Source organism: Microbacterium sp. CnD16-F (genome assembly GCF_024124465.1).
GTDB classification, from domain to species: Bacteria; Actinomycetota; Actinomycetes; order Actinomycetales; family Microbacteriaceae; genus Microbacterium; species Microbacterium gawkjiense.
In genome coordinates this window covers 1-15,695 of sequence record NZ_JAMXSA010000061.1, presented here as the reverse complement: position 1 = coordinate 15,695, position 15,695 = coordinate 1, and the positions used below count along the sequence as shown (strand labels likewise).

Annotated in this window: 12 protein-coding genes; 3 read left to right on the top strand and 9 right to left on the bottom strand. The window is 67.2% G+C overall.

Annotated elements, in window-relative coordinates; translation table 11 throughout:
- Nucleotides 1-99 precede the first annotated feature (99 nt).
- From NH287_RS13205 to NH287_RS13195, 3 genes are all read right to left on the bottom strand, one after another.
- Nucleotides 100-675 carry an ATP-binding protein gene (locus NH287_RS13205; protein ID WP_253035981.1) on the bottom strand — a complete coding sequence of 192 codons (576 nt, stop codon included), beginning with the start codon at nucleotides 673-675 and terminating at the stop codon, nucleotides 100-102.
- Between the two features lie 95 nt (nucleotides 676-770).
- Nucleotides 771-2,864 carry a hypothetical protein gene (locus NH287_RS13200; protein ID WP_253035980.1) on the bottom strand — a complete coding sequence of 698 codons (2,094 nt, stop codon included), beginning with the start codon at nucleotides 2,862-2,864 and terminating at the stop codon, nucleotides 771-773.
- A 20-nt stretch (nucleotides 2,865-2,884) separates the two neighbouring features.
- On the bottom strand, nucleotides 2,885-3,601 hold the full coding sequence (locus tag NH287_RS13195) for a TnsA-like heteromeric transposase endonuclease subunit (RefSeq protein WP_253035979.1): 717 nt from the start codon (nucleotides 3,599-3,601) through the stop codon (nucleotides 2,885-2,887).
- Nucleotides 3,602-3,841: 240 nt separating this feature from the next.
- On the opposite strand from NH287_RS13195, the gene NH287_RS13190 reads away from it, so the two are divergent.
- The 3 genes from NH287_RS13190 to NH287_RS13180 are packed head-to-tail and all read left to right on the top strand — an operon-like array spanning nucleotide 3,842 to nucleotide 5,076.
- Nucleotides 3,842-4,195, top strand: coding sequence for a hypothetical protein (locus NH287_RS13190; protein ID WP_253035978.1), 354 nt, complete (start codon nucleotides 3,842-3,844; stop codon nucleotides 4,193-4,195).
- A 58-nt stretch (nucleotides 4,196-4,253) separates the two neighbouring features.
- Nucleotides 4,254-4,649, top strand: coding sequence for a hypothetical protein (locus NH287_RS13185; protein WP_253035977.1), 396 nt, complete (start codon nucleotides 4,254-4,256; stop codon nucleotides 4,647-4,649).
- Between the two features lie 28 nt (nucleotides 4,650-4,677).
- The gene (locus NH287_RS13180; protein WP_253035976.1) at nucleotides 4,678-5,076 is read left to right on the top strand and encodes a hypothetical protein; all 399 of its coding nucleotides are present in this window, start codon (nucleotides 4,678-4,680) and stop codon (nucleotides 5,074-5,076) included.
- 354 nt (nucleotides 5,077-5,430) lie between these two features.
- Here NH287_RS13180 and NH287_RS13175 read toward each other — a convergent pair whose 3' ends face one another.
- The 6 genes from NH287_RS13175 to NH287_RS13150 all read right to left on the bottom strand — a co-directional run bounded on the left by NH287_RS13175 (nucleotide 5,431) and on the right by NH287_RS13150 (nucleotide 15,554).
- A complete protein-coding gene (locus NH287_RS13175) occupies nucleotides 5,431-6,303 on the bottom strand; it encodes a YDG/SRA domain-containing protein (protein ID WP_253035975.1) in 873 nt (290 codons plus the stop codon).
- Nucleotides 6,300-8,009, bottom strand: a complete 1,710-nt coding sequence (locus NH287_RS13170) for a hypothetical protein (RefSeq protein WP_253035974.1) — start codon at nucleotides 8,007-8,009, stop codon at nucleotides 6,300-6,302. Before NH287_RS13170 ends, NH287_RS13175 begins: the two co-directional genes overlap by 4 nt.
- Before the next feature lie 2 nt (nucleotides 8,010-8,011).
- Nucleotides 8,012-11,038, bottom strand: a complete 3,027-nt coding sequence (locus NH287_RS13165) for a helicase-related protein (RefSeq protein ID WP_253035973.1) — start codon at nucleotides 11,036-11,038, stop codon at nucleotides 8,012-8,014.
- Nucleotides 11,039-11,052: 14 nt separating this feature from the next.
- On the bottom strand, nucleotides 11,053-12,195 hold the full coding sequence (locus NH287_RS13160; protein ID WP_253035972.1) for a sigma-70 family RNA polymerase sigma factor: 1,143 nt from the start codon (nucleotides 12,193-12,195) through the stop codon (nucleotides 11,053-11,055).
- 76 nt (nucleotides 12,196-12,271) lie between these two features.
- Complete coding sequence (locus NH287_RS13155; RefSeq protein WP_253035971.1) at nucleotides 12,272-13,468, bottom strand: DNA cytosine methyltransferase; 1,197 nt, start codon at nucleotides 13,466-13,468, stop codon at nucleotides 12,272-12,274.
- Nucleotides 13,469-13,562: 94 nt separating this feature from the next.
- Nucleotides 13,563-15,554 (bottom strand): hypothetical protein, encoded by a 1,992-nt coding sequence (locus tag NH287_RS13150; RefSeq protein WP_253035970.1) that lies wholly within the window; start codon nucleotides 15,552-15,554, stop codon nucleotides 13,563-13,565.
- Nucleotides 15,555-15,695: the final 141 nt, after the last annotated feature.

Sequence of the window (15,695 nt, the reverse complement as noted above, 5' to 3'; positions counted from 1 at the left end):
CCGCGCCGACAGGTCCGTGCGCGGCATGGCAACATCCAGTGAAACTGTCATACCCACACTATAGACAAGCGCTTCTTTGTGTGACAAGTGGGCACTTGTCTAACGATCAACGTCCCTGGTCAGTACAGCTAGCCACTTGAGTTCGTTGGCCAGCGCAACACCTTCGTCCGTATGGATCTTCAGGAAGTGCACGTCGTCGACGATGATCAGCCGCGTCCCGTGACGGCGCACCGATTCAGCCGCAAGCGCTGCCAGGTTGCGGTTGCGGAGGTACCGACTCTTCGACGCGTCGGCGGACGGATGGTTGTAGAAGTTCAGGATGGCCTCGTTGAGGGCACGCGTGGTGGTGTTTCCCGTGAATGCCACCCGGCAGACAGGAATGTGGATCGTCTGCCCTTCATCGAAGGCGGTGCCGTGGCGCGTGATCTGCCGCTTATGGAACGCGCGCCCGAACGCATCCACGGCGGTGGTCTTGCCCAGGCCCGGAGGCGAGTCGACGACCGCAGCTCCCTTCACCCGCGACGGCCCCTGCTGGTTCGCGTCGAGCAGGTCCCAAAGACGAACGTTCAGTCTCTCGACCTGTGGCGTCTTCACCAGGAAGTTCGCGTGGTATCGCTCACGGTGGTAGTCGTACTCGATCCTCGCATCCTCGCCGAATTCGTCGAGCTGCTTCATCGACAGCCGTTCGGGCTTCTCGAGCGGAGGCGCTTCGGCGAAGTCTCTCCACCCCTCCCACCGTGAGAGCAACTGATCCCGTTCAAGGGGAAGGATCACAGGTCCTCCAGGAGGTCGAAGTCATCGAGGTCTTCGCCCACGAGCTCCGCGGCGCTGAGTGCGAGCGGATCGTGCTTCTCGCTCGCGGAGGGCTGCGCCAAGGGCACCAGTCCCAGCTCGTCGCTCAGGTCCGGGCCCGCGACTTGTTGCGCGATCTGCTTCGCGATGTGCGGGAAGAACGGGCTGTCGGGCCCGTCGCTCGTCTCAGACAGTTGAGCGGCGAGCCGGGCGCTGATGCGTTTCTCCGCGGCCGTGCTCGCACGACCCGCGCCCCATCGCTCCAGGAGCTGGCCGAGCGCCTCGGACACGTTCACCCCGTTGCGGCGGTCGAGGGCGACCCCCTTTGCGTATTCGAGGGCATCAAGGCTGAACGGAACCGGCACTTTCGGCGCGTGCTCCCAGCGGAGCACGTGCCAGGAGTTGTCGTCTGGGTCGTTGAAGTAGATCTGCGAGAAGTCGTCGGGGTTAACAGAGAATTGCCACTTCCGCTTGTCCTTCGCCATCGCACGTGACCGGTCGTAGTACTTCCCCACGATGTCGCCGTTGTAACGGAGCGTGCCGATTTCCACGCCATAGTGATTGAACTTGCGCTTCACCACCGGGAGCATTTCGAGCAGCAGGTTGGGGTTGGTCGGGACGCGGATGCGGCCGGCTACTGCGATGCCCTGTTCGAACTTCTGGGCGGGGCTCATCTTCGCCGCGGGTAGCTGTGAGTCGACGAGTCCACCGTGCGGCCGAAGGTGATAGACCGTCGCGATCCACTCGCGGATGATCTGCTCGAGCTGCGGGATCGTGTAGACCGCTTCGCTCTCGGGTGCCGCACCCCGGGAAGCGATGTCTTTGCCCTTGTAGCCGGGGAGCTCTTGCAGCATCTCGTCGATTGTGCGGAACCAGCGCTCCACCCACGCCTTGTCGGTGCCCGTGTACACGTGCGCCGGCTGTATGGAGATCCCCAGCCGCTGACACACGCTCGCGACGTGGATCGACATGAACGGCTTGCCGTGGTCGATGATGATCGTGTCGGGAAGGATGCCGGGCCGACGGAACCGCAGAGCTTTGAGGTTCTCGACGTCGATCACGATGTTCTCCGGTACCCCATGGAACGGCCAAGAGGCTCGCTCGCCCCACTCCGCCGGCAGCTCCCGTGGCGCGAGGGCCTCCATGAGCACGCCCGCGACGTCGACCGCCTTGGTCGAGACCGGCGCGAGGCGGAGTCCGAGGATGGATCTGTCGTACAGGTCGAGGGCCACGGTCAGCTCAGCGGGCATCCACTTTCCCGTGACCGGCGCGACGCCGAACACGTTGAGCGGCGTGGTGTCGAGGACGACGTACTCGCCGGGCCGCGTGGCAACTAACCGTCCGTACGGCACGGGAGGTCGCGTTTCGATCGAGCGTTGGGCGCGCATGCTGGCTCCGAACGTGCCTTTCCCCCGCGTCAGTTCAGCGACCGCGGCGCGCGCGGCGGAATCTGACGGGATTCGCACGTCATCGCCCGGGTAGTCGCGCTTCAGGCGCGCGAGCACGATCGCCAGCGTGGCTGTCACGGTGCGTTTGGCTCCGCGGACGTTCTCCTCGACAACGCGTCGGCACATGTCGACCCAGCGCGGATCGAGCCCGGAGAGAGCGGGCGTCCAGGCGGTCTTGCGGAAGTCGAGAAGGGCGAGGTCCTCTCCCTCGTCGAAGCGCTCTTCCCACCGCTTCAGCGTCTTGACGGTGATGCCAAGCTCGGCGGCCTTCGACCGTCGTCTCTCGTGGATGTCAGCGAGCTGTGCGTCGTACTCCGCTCGTGGTTCGTGCGGCAGGGCGAGCTTCGGCATCCCGGACACGAATCCCGTACGCAACTCGCGGACGTGCTCCGCTTTCCGCCGCGCCTCGTCGCGTTGCTCGTCTGTCGCGTCCGCCCACGCGAGGGCCAACGGAGCAAGAGCCGGTTCGGCGGACGGAGCCCCGGACACGTTGCTCGCGTCGCGGAGAAGCTCTACGAGGCGCACTCGACGGGTCTTCTTGGTGCCGTCAACGAGCACGACAGCGTCGCCGGCGATCTCGATGACGGTACAGAGGAACCCGTCGAATGACACGGTGCTGCCCACGCGGACATCGAAAGTGTTGCTCACCGTGTCTCCACTGCGGTATCGATCTCGAGGACGGACGTCAGGTCGCACTGGATCAAATGGCGCCAGAGAAGGTGGAGGACGGCGGCGCGCGCGTACGCGATGTCGTCAAGAGTTGAGCCGGCCGACCGGAATGCTTCGCCGAGAGTGCGCGCCCCCACTGTGGAAGCGGTGGCAGCGTCAACGTCACGTCCTGGGAACTGCCACGCGCGTCGATACCCGGCGAGGAAGCGCACGTTGGAGAGGAGCGCAGGGTCGGGCTCGGTGACAATCCGGTATCCCCAGCCGCGCGACTGGATGATCTGGCCGGCCCACTCGAGTGCGCCCGCGATCTCAGGGTCCTCCAGCCGCCGCCTGGGCTTGACCTCGATAACCGTGAAACGCTGGTCGCGGTGCTCGATCATGTAGTCCGGCACGTAGCTTCGCTGCGTACCGTCACGGTCGGCGATCAGCTCGAACGGCTGCGATGCGATGCGGACGACGCGCTGATCGAAGTCTTCGAGCAGCAGCACCGCGAGCTCCAGCCGACTCTCGTAGCCGACGAAGTTTCCGGTCGTCGCTGACCAGTAGCGTCCGGGATAGTGACGCTGCCCACGGTGCCAGCGGAACGTCCGTCGCGGCTCGGCCGCGAAGACATCTCGAGCGTCGAGATCATGGAGTAACCCGCCCTTGAGCCGGTCACCGTCGGCTCGAAGGGTAAAGCGTGTGTGATTCACAGCAGCCCCTCCAATCTGTTGGCATCCGCGGATCGCGTATTCCAACATTGAGGTTCGCACGTGGCGGCCGGTGTTGCAAGCCGACACGAGCAGATCGGACCCACGCTGCTCGCCCTATAGTGAATGTCGCATTCACTAGGTGTTACCTACGTGAGATACACAACAGGGCCCTCACTCGCGGCGCCGACCTGAAATCGGGTCGCCGCGACGAAACCAGAGTGCCCGTGAGAAAATCTGGCAATGGACGTCATGACGACTGAGCAGAACGTGGAGCTGTCGAAGATCGTCTTCGGCAGCAACCACATGCTCGCGCTCATGGCCGAGATCGCCCGTTCGGAGGACGGTCGATTCTCAACGCCCGGCTTGGTCGCCGCCACCGGATTCCCCACCAGTACCGTGCACACTCTGCTGATGCGACTCAAACGCGGGGGGTTTATCCGGCGAACTGGCGAGGCGACCTCCGACCGAGTTGCGATCTACGAGCGCGAGATCCATCCCACTTGGGAGTACGCGCTGCGTCTGGAAGCGGACGCTGATGCCCTCGCCGCTGGGACGTATGCGCGTCAGTGGCCGACCGAGCAGTCATCCAAGTAGCCAGGGCGGCACGAGCGAAGGCCATGGCTTCGCCTAATTGGTATGGCATCCTGCATACATGGGCGTCGGTGAAGATCGGTATGAGTCCTTCGCGACCGCGGTCGAGGATCCCTATTTCGGTGCGCTCCTCGGAACAATCGATGAGCCGGGCGGTACCGCGACGGCAAACCAAGCCGGCCTCCTGACCCGCGCGTGGTGGGACTCGCACGGCACCGGACCCACCTGCGCAGAACTGATCGGCGCCGTCTTCGAGGTCGACGACTGGGACGATGCGATCGACGACCCCGGGCGAACTCTCCTTGAGCGCCATGAGCAGCTCGACCTCCTCCACCGCTGGCTCATCAGCTACTGGTGCCGCCTCGGCACGATCTCGTTCCTCCCCGGGCACGACGACATCGTGAGGCCTGGTCGCATCGATCCAGCGGCGCTGAGCGGCACCGATGGAACCGAGTAAAGTGGCCGGTTCTGTTCAAGGAGGGGACATGCGCGAGGTGCTTGTCGGCGGCCGCTCCGTCGCCGTGACGCACATCAGGACTGAGCAGACCGAGTACGGCGACATCCAGCGATACCGCGTGGATGTCTCGGGCTACGACGCACCAACCCGGATCGCAATTCTGCGCACAGACAGCTCGGTAGACGCCCGCGTCTTGGCGGCAGTGGTCGACTCCGAACTTCTGCTCGGATACAAGGGCAGTGAGGAGTCGGGTCTCCTCCGCGACCCCGCGCTCCGCGCGTGGCGAGACGAGCACCGCAACGAGATCAAAGAGCTGCTCCAGCAGCTTCATCGTGAGGCGGACGCGCTTCCGCCTGAGCCCGTGACGAAAGCCGAACGCACGCTGCTGCGCGCGTTCGACATGGACGACGATCTCGATGATGCCTGAGTACTCCGCATTTCGACTTCGATCAGGTCGACTCCATCACCTCGGATACGCACTTCAGCCACGCACGAATCATCCAGTTCGCCGACCGCCCGTTCACAACAGTCGACGAGACGGATGCCGAGCTCGTCCGGCGGTGGAACCAGACGGCCGGAGCCGACGATATCGTCCTGCACCCGGGCGATCTCGCGCTCGGACCGATCGCCTATTCACCCGCACTAACTGCGCAGCTTCACGGACGCCGCCTCCTCGTTGCAGGCAACCACGACCGCGTCTTACCAGCGACGCAGACCAGCCGCGCCATCGAGCGATTCATGCCGCTATGCGGAAGCTGGCACCGCGAAGCATCGCACTTGATTACGTCAGCTCTACTCGGGGCAAGTCAGAACCAACAGGAGAATCCGGGAAACCGAAGAGCCGTCTGTGCTGACGAGCGTGAGCAGGGTCAAGATGGTGGTCGGGGTGCCGGGTGAGTTCGCCTGTGCGGCGCCCGTCGCGGTCGATCACCGCCCAGTCGTCTGTGAGGGCGAGTGCGCCGTGGTCAAGCATGATGTGGTGGTTCGGGCATAGACAGAGCACGTTTGCGTCGGTGTCGGGACCGTCGCTGCCGCCTCCCAGGGGCACCAGATGGGCGCCTTCGCTATAGGCGCCGGCGAGGGTCTGGATCCGAATCCCGCAGATCTGGCAGTGGTGGTCGTAAAGCGCTTTCACCCGGGCAGGGACAGCAGCATCACGGACCAAACGGTAGTGGGTGACCAGGGCGCGCTGTATATGGCCGGCGATCACCGGTCGGTCCGGTTCGGCGGCGGGCTGCATCTGCCGCAGTCGGAATTGGCAGATGATGTGCCCGTCGACGCCGTCGCGCAGGTAGGCGTCCTCGACGGCGAACAGGCCCCCATACTCGAACTCACCTGCGGTCTCGCGGATCAGGCGGACCGGTTGGCCGGACTCGATGTTGCCGGCGAGGATGCGATTCAGGCCGGTGAGGGATTGGTCGGCGATCACCCGGCCGGCGCGAGTGTTGCCCGAGCCGGTGAGATAGAGGATCCCGCCGAAGTCAAGGTCGTCGGGACGGCCGGCGGGAGCGAGGACGCTCTCGGCTCCAATTCCGGGAACAGGGCCGCCGCAGATGATTTGGCGGATGTCGTGATGTACGCGCCGATCGTAAAGGGCGCGGCGGGTGCGGAACCGCGCTCCGGTCGGCACCCCGGGGACGAGCCCGTAGGTCATACCCGTTCCCGGCGAAGGTACCCGCGGTTGCCGAACAGCATCTTCCGGTCGAGGAAGCGGTTGTAGTAGGAGCAGGAGGGTTCGCCGAGGTGAAGGCAGGCCAGGCAGGCGCCGGAGGCGCGGTCGCAGCCGGGGTCGAGAGGGCAGCGGGTCTCCGCGTCCAGCTGCAGGTCGAGCACCCTGTCCAGTTCGGTTTCGAACACCGATTGCAGGCCGCCAAGGACGAAATCGCCGCGGTTCGAGGCGTAGATGAATACGCCGAGGTGTTCGGGGACGAGGTATTCCGCGAGGGATTCCCGATCAAGGCCCGCCAGTACCGCGAGCTGGCGGATGAAGCGGTGCGCGTAGGAGTGCAGGAGGGTTAGAAGAGCGGTGCCAGCGGTGGGCTGGCGGTCGTCATCGCCACGGGCGGGGATGGTGACCGCGCTGAGGATCGCCAGGCGGGCGGCGCGGGGGTCAGCTGGCGCGGCGGGGAGAAGGCCGCGCTGCTGCAGCCATGCCGCGACCCGCACTGGGTCTAGGCGCAGGTAGAGCGCTTCGGTCTCGTTCGCGTCGCCGTGCAGCCGGAGGGTGCGACCTCGACCGGAAAACGCGACCAGCCGGGTCTCGCCGGCGGGTTTGCCGCCCCGCGTGTACCCGTAGACGGCGCGCAGCACCGGGAAGCGGTCGACGTGGTCGACGTCGAGCAGCCCGGCAGCGGCGATGGCCGGCAGGTAGCGGTGCTGGTAGAGGGTACGCAGTTGGTCGCCGACGGGGTCACCCGGTAGACCGCTGGCGCGGCGGCGGCCCTCGTACATGGCCAGCGCGATCTCCAGCGCCCCGGTCTCAGCGGCGTCACGGGCCGCCGGTTGCAGCGGCAGCGGAGCGGGCGCGTCGGCCAGGCCACCGCCAGCGGCGGCGGAGTCCGCGGCGATCTGCGCGACGGCCGGGTCGAGTCCCTGACCGATGAGGGTGTCCAGCAGGGATTGGCGGGTGGGCGCCTGGCTCTCGGGTCGGTCGGTCGGCATGTCGGCGAGCACCCAGCGCAGGCACTTGTCCTTCCCGCCGTCGGCCAGCAGCGCCCGCAGCTGCTCAGGGCGGGCGGGGTTGACCATGGTGAACGAGTGTGCGGTATAGACGGACGCGGCACGGTGGACATTGACCACCACTGACGGCTGATGGCAGGCGGGGCAGGGGCGTCCGCCGCCCAGTCCGGATGGCAGCGATCGGTTGCAGACCGGGCAGTGGAAGTCGAGGTCGCGGACGCTGCTGCTTGAGGAGTGACGCACGGCGACCTGCCCGTGGGCGGGGCAGCGGGGTACGAATGGGGAGTCGACCCATCCGCAGTCGTGGAAGGCAACAAAGTGCATCTGCCGCCAACTGCTGCTCCCGCATTCGCAGCGGCCGCGCTGGTTGCGGATCCGCCGGCAGGTGCCGCAACGCCACACGCTGGGGAAAGTGTCCACCTTGACGCCCTGTTCCGGGTTTACGCCGATGACCTCCACGGGCCGGCCAGCGTGCAGGTCCGCGGAGAGATTGTTGTCGGTGTTGTTTGTGCGCCAGATGTCGACGGCGGACAGCAGTCGGCGGCGGATCGCGTCTGAGTCGACGGGGATCGCGACGGGGTTGGTCCACCCGTCGACTTTCCAGATGCGGCCCTGGATGTCCACAGTCTGCGCGGGTAGGTGGGAAAACAGGATCTGGCTGGAGCTGCGCAGTTCTCTCATGGTCAGTCGTCTCCGTACACGGGGATACCCGCTTCCACGTCCCGCAGTGACCGCATCACGGGGCCGCTGGGGGAGAGCTGGTTGGGCCATTGCGCCTGGGTGGCGGTGTCGTTGAGGTTGTCGAAGAATCCGGTCTCCCATTCGGCGATGTCACGGCGCAACAGCTCTTCGAGCGGCCCGTCCATGCCGAGCGCGTCGGTAAGAGCGACAGTCTCGGTCGCGGCAGTGATCCCGGCGGCGGCGTAGTAGTCGCGGACGGCGCGGACGGTGGTCAGCGACTTCGGTGAGCGGTATTCGTGGATGGCGAGGCGGCGGGCTTCGGCGGCCCCGACGGCGGTGAGGGCGAGCACATGGCGGCTGGCTCGGGTGATGGGGATGGGTTCGACGAACCGGTCGCCTTGCAGGATGAACTTCTGGAACTGAGCGTAGGTGGCGACCTCCCGTTCCCGGGTGATGCGGTGCAGCACGTACACCACGCCAGGCCAGCGGCGGCCGACCCGGGCAGAGGTCTGGATGAACTCAGCGGTGGTCAGCGGCAGTCCTTTCATGACCATCACGTTGAGCCGGTCGATGTCCACGCCGTGGGAAATCATGCTGGACGCGGCGATCAGATGAATGCGGTCGGCGAAGTCGGGCTCGGGGCGGTCCAGCCGCTCGAGCACATCGCGGACCTGGTCGAACCCGGTTCCGCCGGTGAGGGACTCGGCGTTGACAGGGAACGGGAACTCGGTCTCTGCGGAGCGGCGGGCGGCTTCGACGTCCTTGACGGTGTTTCCGTAGACCAGGTTGACGCCGTACTGGCCGACGAGGTGGTCGGCGTGGGCGACGGGGATGCCGAGCGGGTCGCAGATGGCGGCCGGGTCGGCGATGAGGTCGCGGATGCATTTCTGCAGGGTGGTCAGCGCCCGGTCGGACACGAACTCGAGGGTGACGCCACGGGGCGCGACGGCCACGTAGCGACGGGCGGGGAGAGCTGTCGGTTCGGACCAGAACGACTCGTCGACGCTGGGCCCGGGCTGCGGGAACACCCGCGCCTTCCGCCGGTAGAGGACGTCGATCTGCCGGCGGAAGCCGCTGAGGGTCGCGGAGGAGGCGACGATCTTCGCACGGGTGCCGGTGAGGGCGTGCTGGAGGTGGTCGAACAGCGACTCGTAGTGGGAGTCGACCGCGCCGAGGGAGTCGCGCAATAGGTGTAGTTCGTCCTGCAGCCGGTAGCGGGGCGCGTATCGCTCGGCGGGCATCGGCAGCGGACCGCGGGGGCCCGTGCAGCCGGGCACCAGACAGCCGGCGGGTGTCTTGCTGCGCGCGGCGTAGCAATAGCCGTGGCCGGGGCGGGTGCACTTAGCAGCGGGGGCGCCGACGAAGCCGCGCATCGCGCCCTGCATGGCGATGGACGCCGCTTTGTCGAGTGTGCCGACGATCACGGTGGGCAGGAACCGGTAGATCTCCTGGTCGACGACCCGGAACGGGAGCGGACCATCCTTCCACGGGCACTGCTCATTCGAGCAGATGTGGTCGAGTGTCCACAGCGCCCGGTTGAACCGCATCCGCGGTTCCGGGTCCTGGCAGAACGGGCAGCGCAGCAGCACCTGGTAGCGAGCAGCCGCGTCGCGGTGGTGGGCGAGGTCGTCTTCCGGGTCGATCTTGTTCGGGACGGAGCTGGCGCCAACGAAGAACCCTAGCGAGATCGGCTCACCGCCGATGTGGTGGGCGCGGCGCTGGAGTTCCGCGCCGGCCAGCGCGTCGGCGAAACGCTGCGTCTGTTGCAGCGACAGGCTGCGCAGCGGGAACCGGGTCCACGCGGTGATGCCGTCGGTCTTGCCGGTGAGCCGGTCGTAGATGATGGCCGTGACAAGCAGTCCCAAGTAGGTCTCCGTCTTGCCTCCCCCAGTCGCGAACCAGACCGTGTCGACGTGGTCGGCGTCGGCCGGATCGATGATGCCGGGTAGCGCGGCGACAAGAAACCCGATCTGGAACGGCCGCCAGGTGTCGTACTTCCCGGCGGCGGAATGTTTCAGTGCGGCGGACGCGATGCGGAACGCGGCGAGCAGGTGCGGGTCGTCCTGCAGCGCTCGGTAGCCCTGCTCAAGACGGTCGATCTCAACCCGGAAGTCATCGCGTCCGACGGCGGCCTCGTCCCACATCGCCGGCGACCAGTCCGTGGACCGGTGCTGCAGCGCTTCGTCGGACCAGTGCATGTCGCCCCACTCCCGGGCAGCGTCGATGAGCGCGCGGACCGGTGGTAGCGGGTCGGCGGCAAGCGTGTCGAAACGGAGGTCGGGGTGAGGGCGCGGGGAGTTCCAGTAAGACGGGCGGTTCTTGTCGACGCTGATGACGTCAGAAGTGGTGAACACCCCGTCGGTGGTGTCGACCCCACAGTTGATGCCGATCGCGGGGATGCTGCGGTCGTAGCGGAACGAGTCGGGCAACGCCTCAAGCTGAAACTCGTCGCAGGGAAGGCCGGCAACGGAGAGTGTGGTCTCGTAAAGGTGGGTTTCGGGGTGCCGCTGGTCTGGGGCGTCGCTGACGTTGACGAGGGAGAAGACCAGTTCGGTGTGGTCGCGCCAGGTCTCCACGTCCACGCGCAGTTCGGCGTGCCGGGCGTCTAGACCCAGCGTTAGCAGCTGCTTCTCGAAGGCCGTGGCTCCGTTGTCGGAGAGATGCCCGTCGGGGGAGATGGTCGCCTCGACGTCGACGACGATCGGGGCGGATTTGGTGAAGCTGCCGTCCGTCTGCTTCTGCCAGCACCGGAACCCGGCGTGAAGCTGCACCTGCCAGGGGCCATCGGTGGCGGGTCGGACCCGGATGCCGATCGCGCACGGGTCCAGCTTCTCGGCGCGGGGTCCGAGCGGGCTGGTTATCACCACCGTCTCCGGGGCGAGCCTGCCCAGCCAGAACCGATTGCGGGGTGCGGTGTCCAGACGTTCCTGGTGGTCCCCGCGGGCCTCCGTGACCAGGCGCTCATGCATCCATTGCAGGAACCGCCACGATGAGGCGTAGAGGTGGTCGGGGTCCAGGGCCGTGCTCATGCGTGGGTCCCTTCTCATTCGGTGTCGGTTAGCGGGCTGAGCGCGGCGCGCAGCCGGGGCGAGGCAAGAATCTTGTTCAGGATCTGGCGTGCCCGTTCCCGTGTAACCCCGAACGCGTCGCCAATCTCCTCGAGGGTACGTTCGCGGTCACCGTCTAGCCCGTATCGCAGCTTCAGCATCTGCACAGCATGAGCGGTGGCGCCTTTGGCGGACGCGGTCTGCGCTTCGTCGATCTCATCCAGGACGTGGCGGATCTGGGCGCGGATGATGGTGCGGACCACTTCGTCGGCGACATCCTCGGCGTATAGGTTCAGCAGATCGCCGAGGTCCGTGTCCTCGTCCTCCCCGATTCGCTGGTCGATGCTGACCGGTTCCCGGCCGGCGTCAAACAGTCCTCGCACGTCGCCGGGGTCCATGCCGAGGTCGGCGGCGATCTCCTCCGGGGTGGGTTCGCGGTCCAGGGTGGCCTGCAGCCGTTCACGGACCGCGGTGACGCGGGCCAGCTTCTCGGCGACATGCACCGGCAGCCGGACCAGCCGGCCCCGGTCGGCCAGCCCCCGCTGGATCGCCTGCCGGATCCACCACGTCGCGTAAGTAGAGAACTTGTAGCCGAGGGTGTGGTCGAACTTGTCCGCCGCGCGCATCAGCCCGAGGGTGCCCTCCTGGATGAGGTCGGCCAGGTCCATGCCGTGCGGCCGGTAGCGGCGGGCGATGGACACCACCAGGCGCAAGTTGGCGAGCACCAGCTGATCGTGGGCGCGGCGGCCGTCCTCGACCTGACGAGCTTCGTCGCTCCCCGGGGCGGGTTGTGGGTCGGCGGCGAGGATCCGCTGTCCGATGCTGATCCGCCGACCCAGCAAGACTTCCTCGTCCGCAGTGAGTAGCTTCATCCGTCCCGCCGATCGCAGCATCAGGCCGACGGTGTCCCGTCCGGCGCGCGCCTCGGCGGGCGCGACGGCTGAGGGCAGGTCGTCCTGGTTATTGTCGACGACGAGCACGCCGAGGCCCCGCAGCGCGGTGAAAACGGCCGCGGTCTGCTGCCCGTCGAGCCGGTGCTGGTCGATGAGGCGCTGCAGATCGGACAGGTGCAGAAAGCCTTGTCGTTCGCGGTCGGCGACGGCATCCTCCACGCATTCGTCGACCGGTGTTGCCCCCACATCTGCACTCTAGAGGCACAGGCCGACGCGGGTGCGTATCTGCGTTTCCAGCTCCGGTGACGATTGCCCCGACCGGTCAGGCTGGGACGAGTTCGCGCTCGCGAGCAACGGCGAGTGGCGCAGCGGAAACCGCCGGAGCTGGCTCGGCAAATGCGGCAGCGGCGGGCAGCAGCAGGGCGCCCAGTTCGCGCATCAGTGCCGGAGGTACGGCATTGCCGATCATGGTGGCCAGCGCTCCACGACCGGTGACAGCGGTGAAGTCGAAGTAGTCGGGGAAGCCTTGGATTCGCGCCGCTTCGTGCGCGGTGAGCGCGCGGGTCTGGTCAGGGTGCATGTACCGGCCCTGTCCGATGCTGCCGAACCCGCTGGTGATTGTCTGCGCCGGCAGCTCCCAGTTCAGCCGTCCGTACATGGATTTGTAGGAGTGCGCGGTCTGGTGGCACGGCGGCCGCAGGTGCGGGGGCAGATCGTACTCGTCGTTCTCGAGCAGGTACTTCATGCGGGCGACATTGGTGGAGTTAGCGACGGGGACTCGGTCATAGCCGGCACGGTCGGCGAGGTCGGCGAGGTCCTCAATCGCCCAACGTAGAGTGCGGCCCGCAGCAACGGTGTTGCCTAGTAGCTGGTCCAGCAGGGTTTGCGCCGGTGCCGCGGAGGCTGCGGAGGCGAGGAGGATGTGTCGGCGACGGGTCTGCGCGACGCCGAGAGCGTGGAGGCTGACGATGCCGGTGGCGACGGTGTAGTGCAGGCTCTCCAGGTGCTCAATGGTGCGTTGCACGACCTGATCGGTGTCGCGGCGCACCGAGGGCACGTTCTCGATGATCACGAACGCGGGGTGGAGGATCTCGGCCGCGCGCGCCATCCTCGCGTACAGCTCGTTCTTCGGGTCGCGGCGGCGGGTGATGTTATTGAGGTTGCTGTGCCCCTGGCAGGGTGGGCCGCCCATCAGAATCGCTGTGCGGGGGTGAGCTTGAGCGGTGGCCTGTTCGGTCGGGGTAGCCGGGGCGCCGAGGTCGCCGTCGAAGTAGGACTCCACGGCGGCGGTCACCGCGTTGGCGTCGGGGAAGTTGGCGGTGTAAACGATGGTGGCATCGGCTTCGAAATCGACGGCGAGGGTGATGTCTAGGCGGCAGCCGGCGTCGGTGGCGGCTTGTTCGAGGCCGAGGCTGAGTCCGCCGCAGCCGCTGAACAGGTCCACGACGTTGAGCACGGGGCCGTCTTCGGGCAGCGGCGGCCGGACCGGGGTGCGGAGGGTGGAGTGGTCGGCGAGCACTCTCGTACGTTACGCCGATACGCGGCCCGCCTCGAGCCGATCGCGGGCGCGCCGCGGAGCGTCGTCCTGACGCGGCGGCCCGGTGTGTACGGGTTCAGAAGCTCTCGTATTCCACCGGGTCGGCGACGCGCAGCCGCGGCTGAGTCTCGATGATCTCGTCAGGCGCGGGTGGTTCCAGGATGGAGGGCAGACGGGGTACCGGCCCCCAGGCCCGCCATTGCGTGCGTAGGCGTTGCAGCGCGGGCTGCTCGTCGACCGACCATGGGTCGGCGGGGTGGGTCGTGCCGATCCACTGCTGCAGCTGCCGCACGGACGCGTGGACGCTGTCCAGCCGGACGGTGCGTGCCGGGATGATCCGGCGGGTGTTCTCGATGGCGACGGCGACAACCTGCAGCCGGACGCCGAGCAGCCGGCGGGTGTCGGGGTCCCAGGACGGCGGGCTGCCGTCGATCACGCCGACGGCGTCGTCGGCGGCGATCCAGGCCACGGCGCGGAGGGCCGTGGCGGGCGGTTCCAGCTGCAGCCGGGCGGAGTAGTTGGCGGGCAGGAACGCGCCGAGCGGCATCTGGTCAAGGCGGGAGACGGCATACTCCCAGGCGGGCATTGCGGCGTCCAGGGCAGCGGCGTCGACGGTCAGCAGGGGGCCGTCGGAGTCGATGCTGCTCACCGCGAACGACTCGGTGCGAGGCAGCAGTCGTCGGGCGAGCAGCAGCGCCTGCAGGCACGGGTTGATGTCGGGCATGCCGAGACGCTGCACCCGGAACTGGGCGTGCGGGGTGTTCAGGCGCGCTTCCACCAGCAGCAGCCGGTTGGTGCCGAAGAACCCTCGGACGCGGTCCGCGGTCGGCATCCTCCCCTCCTCCTCGGCGGAGGGGAGCACTGGCGAAGGCCGCGGGGCCTGCAGTGCTCGTATGGCGGCCAAGCCGGCGAGGGCACCCTGCGTGAACGAGAACCCGACCAACAGCGCGGTAAGCACGTCGTCGTACGGGACCGGTCCGTCCGGGGTGAGGAACTGGTCGGCAAACCCGTCCCACACCAGTGACTCGTGGGTCGCGCTGTTGCGCACGGCGGGCAAGACGACGATGCTACTCAGCTGCGACAAGGTGCCGCCGTCGGCCATGAGCTGTTCACGCAGCGGGCCGAGGGTGGGCGGTTGGCTGCATTGACCGGCCTGGAGGCAATGCAGCGCCCAGGCGAACCGGCGGAACGGGCCTTCCACCGTCCGCTTGTATGCCTCGGCGACCGCGCTCGCGCGGGCCTCCATGTCGTCCCGTGCAGTCTCGCCGGTGTGCAGAGCGCGGCGGACAGCTTCCTCGGTGTGCCGCAGCGCGGGTTCGCTTGCGCGCAGCTGCTGCTCGACCTGCCCGGAGAGGACCGGGTCGGCAGTTAGGTAGCCGCGGGTGAGCATGTTGACTGCGAGGTACGCGAATACCGGGTCTTCGCAGTCCAGCAGACGTCCAACGATGGAGATCCCGGCAAGTACATCAGTCACATACGGGACGCCGAGGGCGACCAGGTGCGGAAGCAATCGGCGCAGGAGCGGCTCGGCCCGGTGCGCATAGTGCTGCAGCACCAGTTCCGCGCGGAACACTCCGAGCGAGTCGACTGGGTCGTGCGGCATGTCGAATGCAGTGCTCAGCGCGCCGCCAGGAGGGCAGTGAGTGACTCGAGCCGCCCACCAGGAGGATGCGTCGTCCAGGGCGCGCAAGGTATCGGCGGGCACAACGCCGCCGGTCTCGACAGCGGTCGCGACCTGTCCGGGGAGGCGGTCGAGGATGTCGAGGAGTTCGTCCGCGCGGTTCGAGTCGTAGGGGGCGAACGGTTCCAGCGCCAGCAGCATGCTGGCCGCGCGCGCGCGTTCGCCCAGCAGGGTGCTGATCCGCTGCCGCAGCGCGTTGAAGCTGCGGTCGGGTAGGTCGGCCGCGTCCCCGATCGCGGCAGCGCAGCGAGCCAGAGCTTCCACGTGCACCCGCCAGGGACGATCCTCGATGGGCAGAGTATGCAGATCACGGGCCGAGCGGGGCAACGCTGCGGTGGTGCGCAGCGGCTGCACCAGGCGGGCTAACGCGGCGGCGGGGAGCGTCATGTATACCCTCCCGGAAGTAGTGCCCCGTAGAGTGGTGTAACGATCCCGGCCAGTAAACGTCAGCGTGGCCACCGGGATCTTCCTTCGAGGAAACTCTCACATCCCACTCGAAAGGCGTCACACCGATGACCACTCCCTCTA

Bases quoted from the DNA above. Each gene is read 5' to 3' on its own strand.
- NH287_RS13205 (WP_253035981.1), bottom strand. From the start codon at position 675: ATGAAGCAGCTCGACGAATTCGGCGAGGATGCGAGGATCGAGTACGAC.
- NH287_RS13190 (WP_253035978.1), top strand. From the start codon at position 3,842: ATGGACGTCATGACGACTGAGCAGAACGTGGAGCTGTCGAAGATCGTC.
- NH287_RS13185 (WP_253035977.1), top strand. From the start codon at position 4,254: ATGGGCGTCGGTGAAGATCGGTATGAGTCCTTCGCGACCGCGGTCGAG.
- NH287_RS13180 (WP_253035976.1), top strand. From the start codon at position 4,678: ATGCGCGAGGTGCTTGTCGGCGGCCGCTCCGTCGCCGTGACGCACATC.
- NH287_RS13175 (WP_253035975.1), bottom strand. From the start codon at position 6,303: ATGACCTACGGGCTCGTCCCCGGGGTGCCGACCGGAGCGCGGTTCCGC.
- NH287_RS13170 (WP_253035974.1), bottom strand. From the start codon at position 8,009: ATGAGAGAACTGCGCAGCTCCAGCCAGATCCTGTTTTCCCACCTACCC.
- NH287_RS13165 (WP_253035973.1), bottom strand. From the start codon at position 11,038: ATGAGCACGGCCCTGGACCCCGACCACCTCTACGCCTCATCGTGGCGG.
- NH287_RS13150 (WP_253035970.1), bottom strand. From the start codon at position 15,554: ATGACGCTCCCCGCCGCCGCGTTAGCCCGCCTGGTGCAGCCGCTGCGC.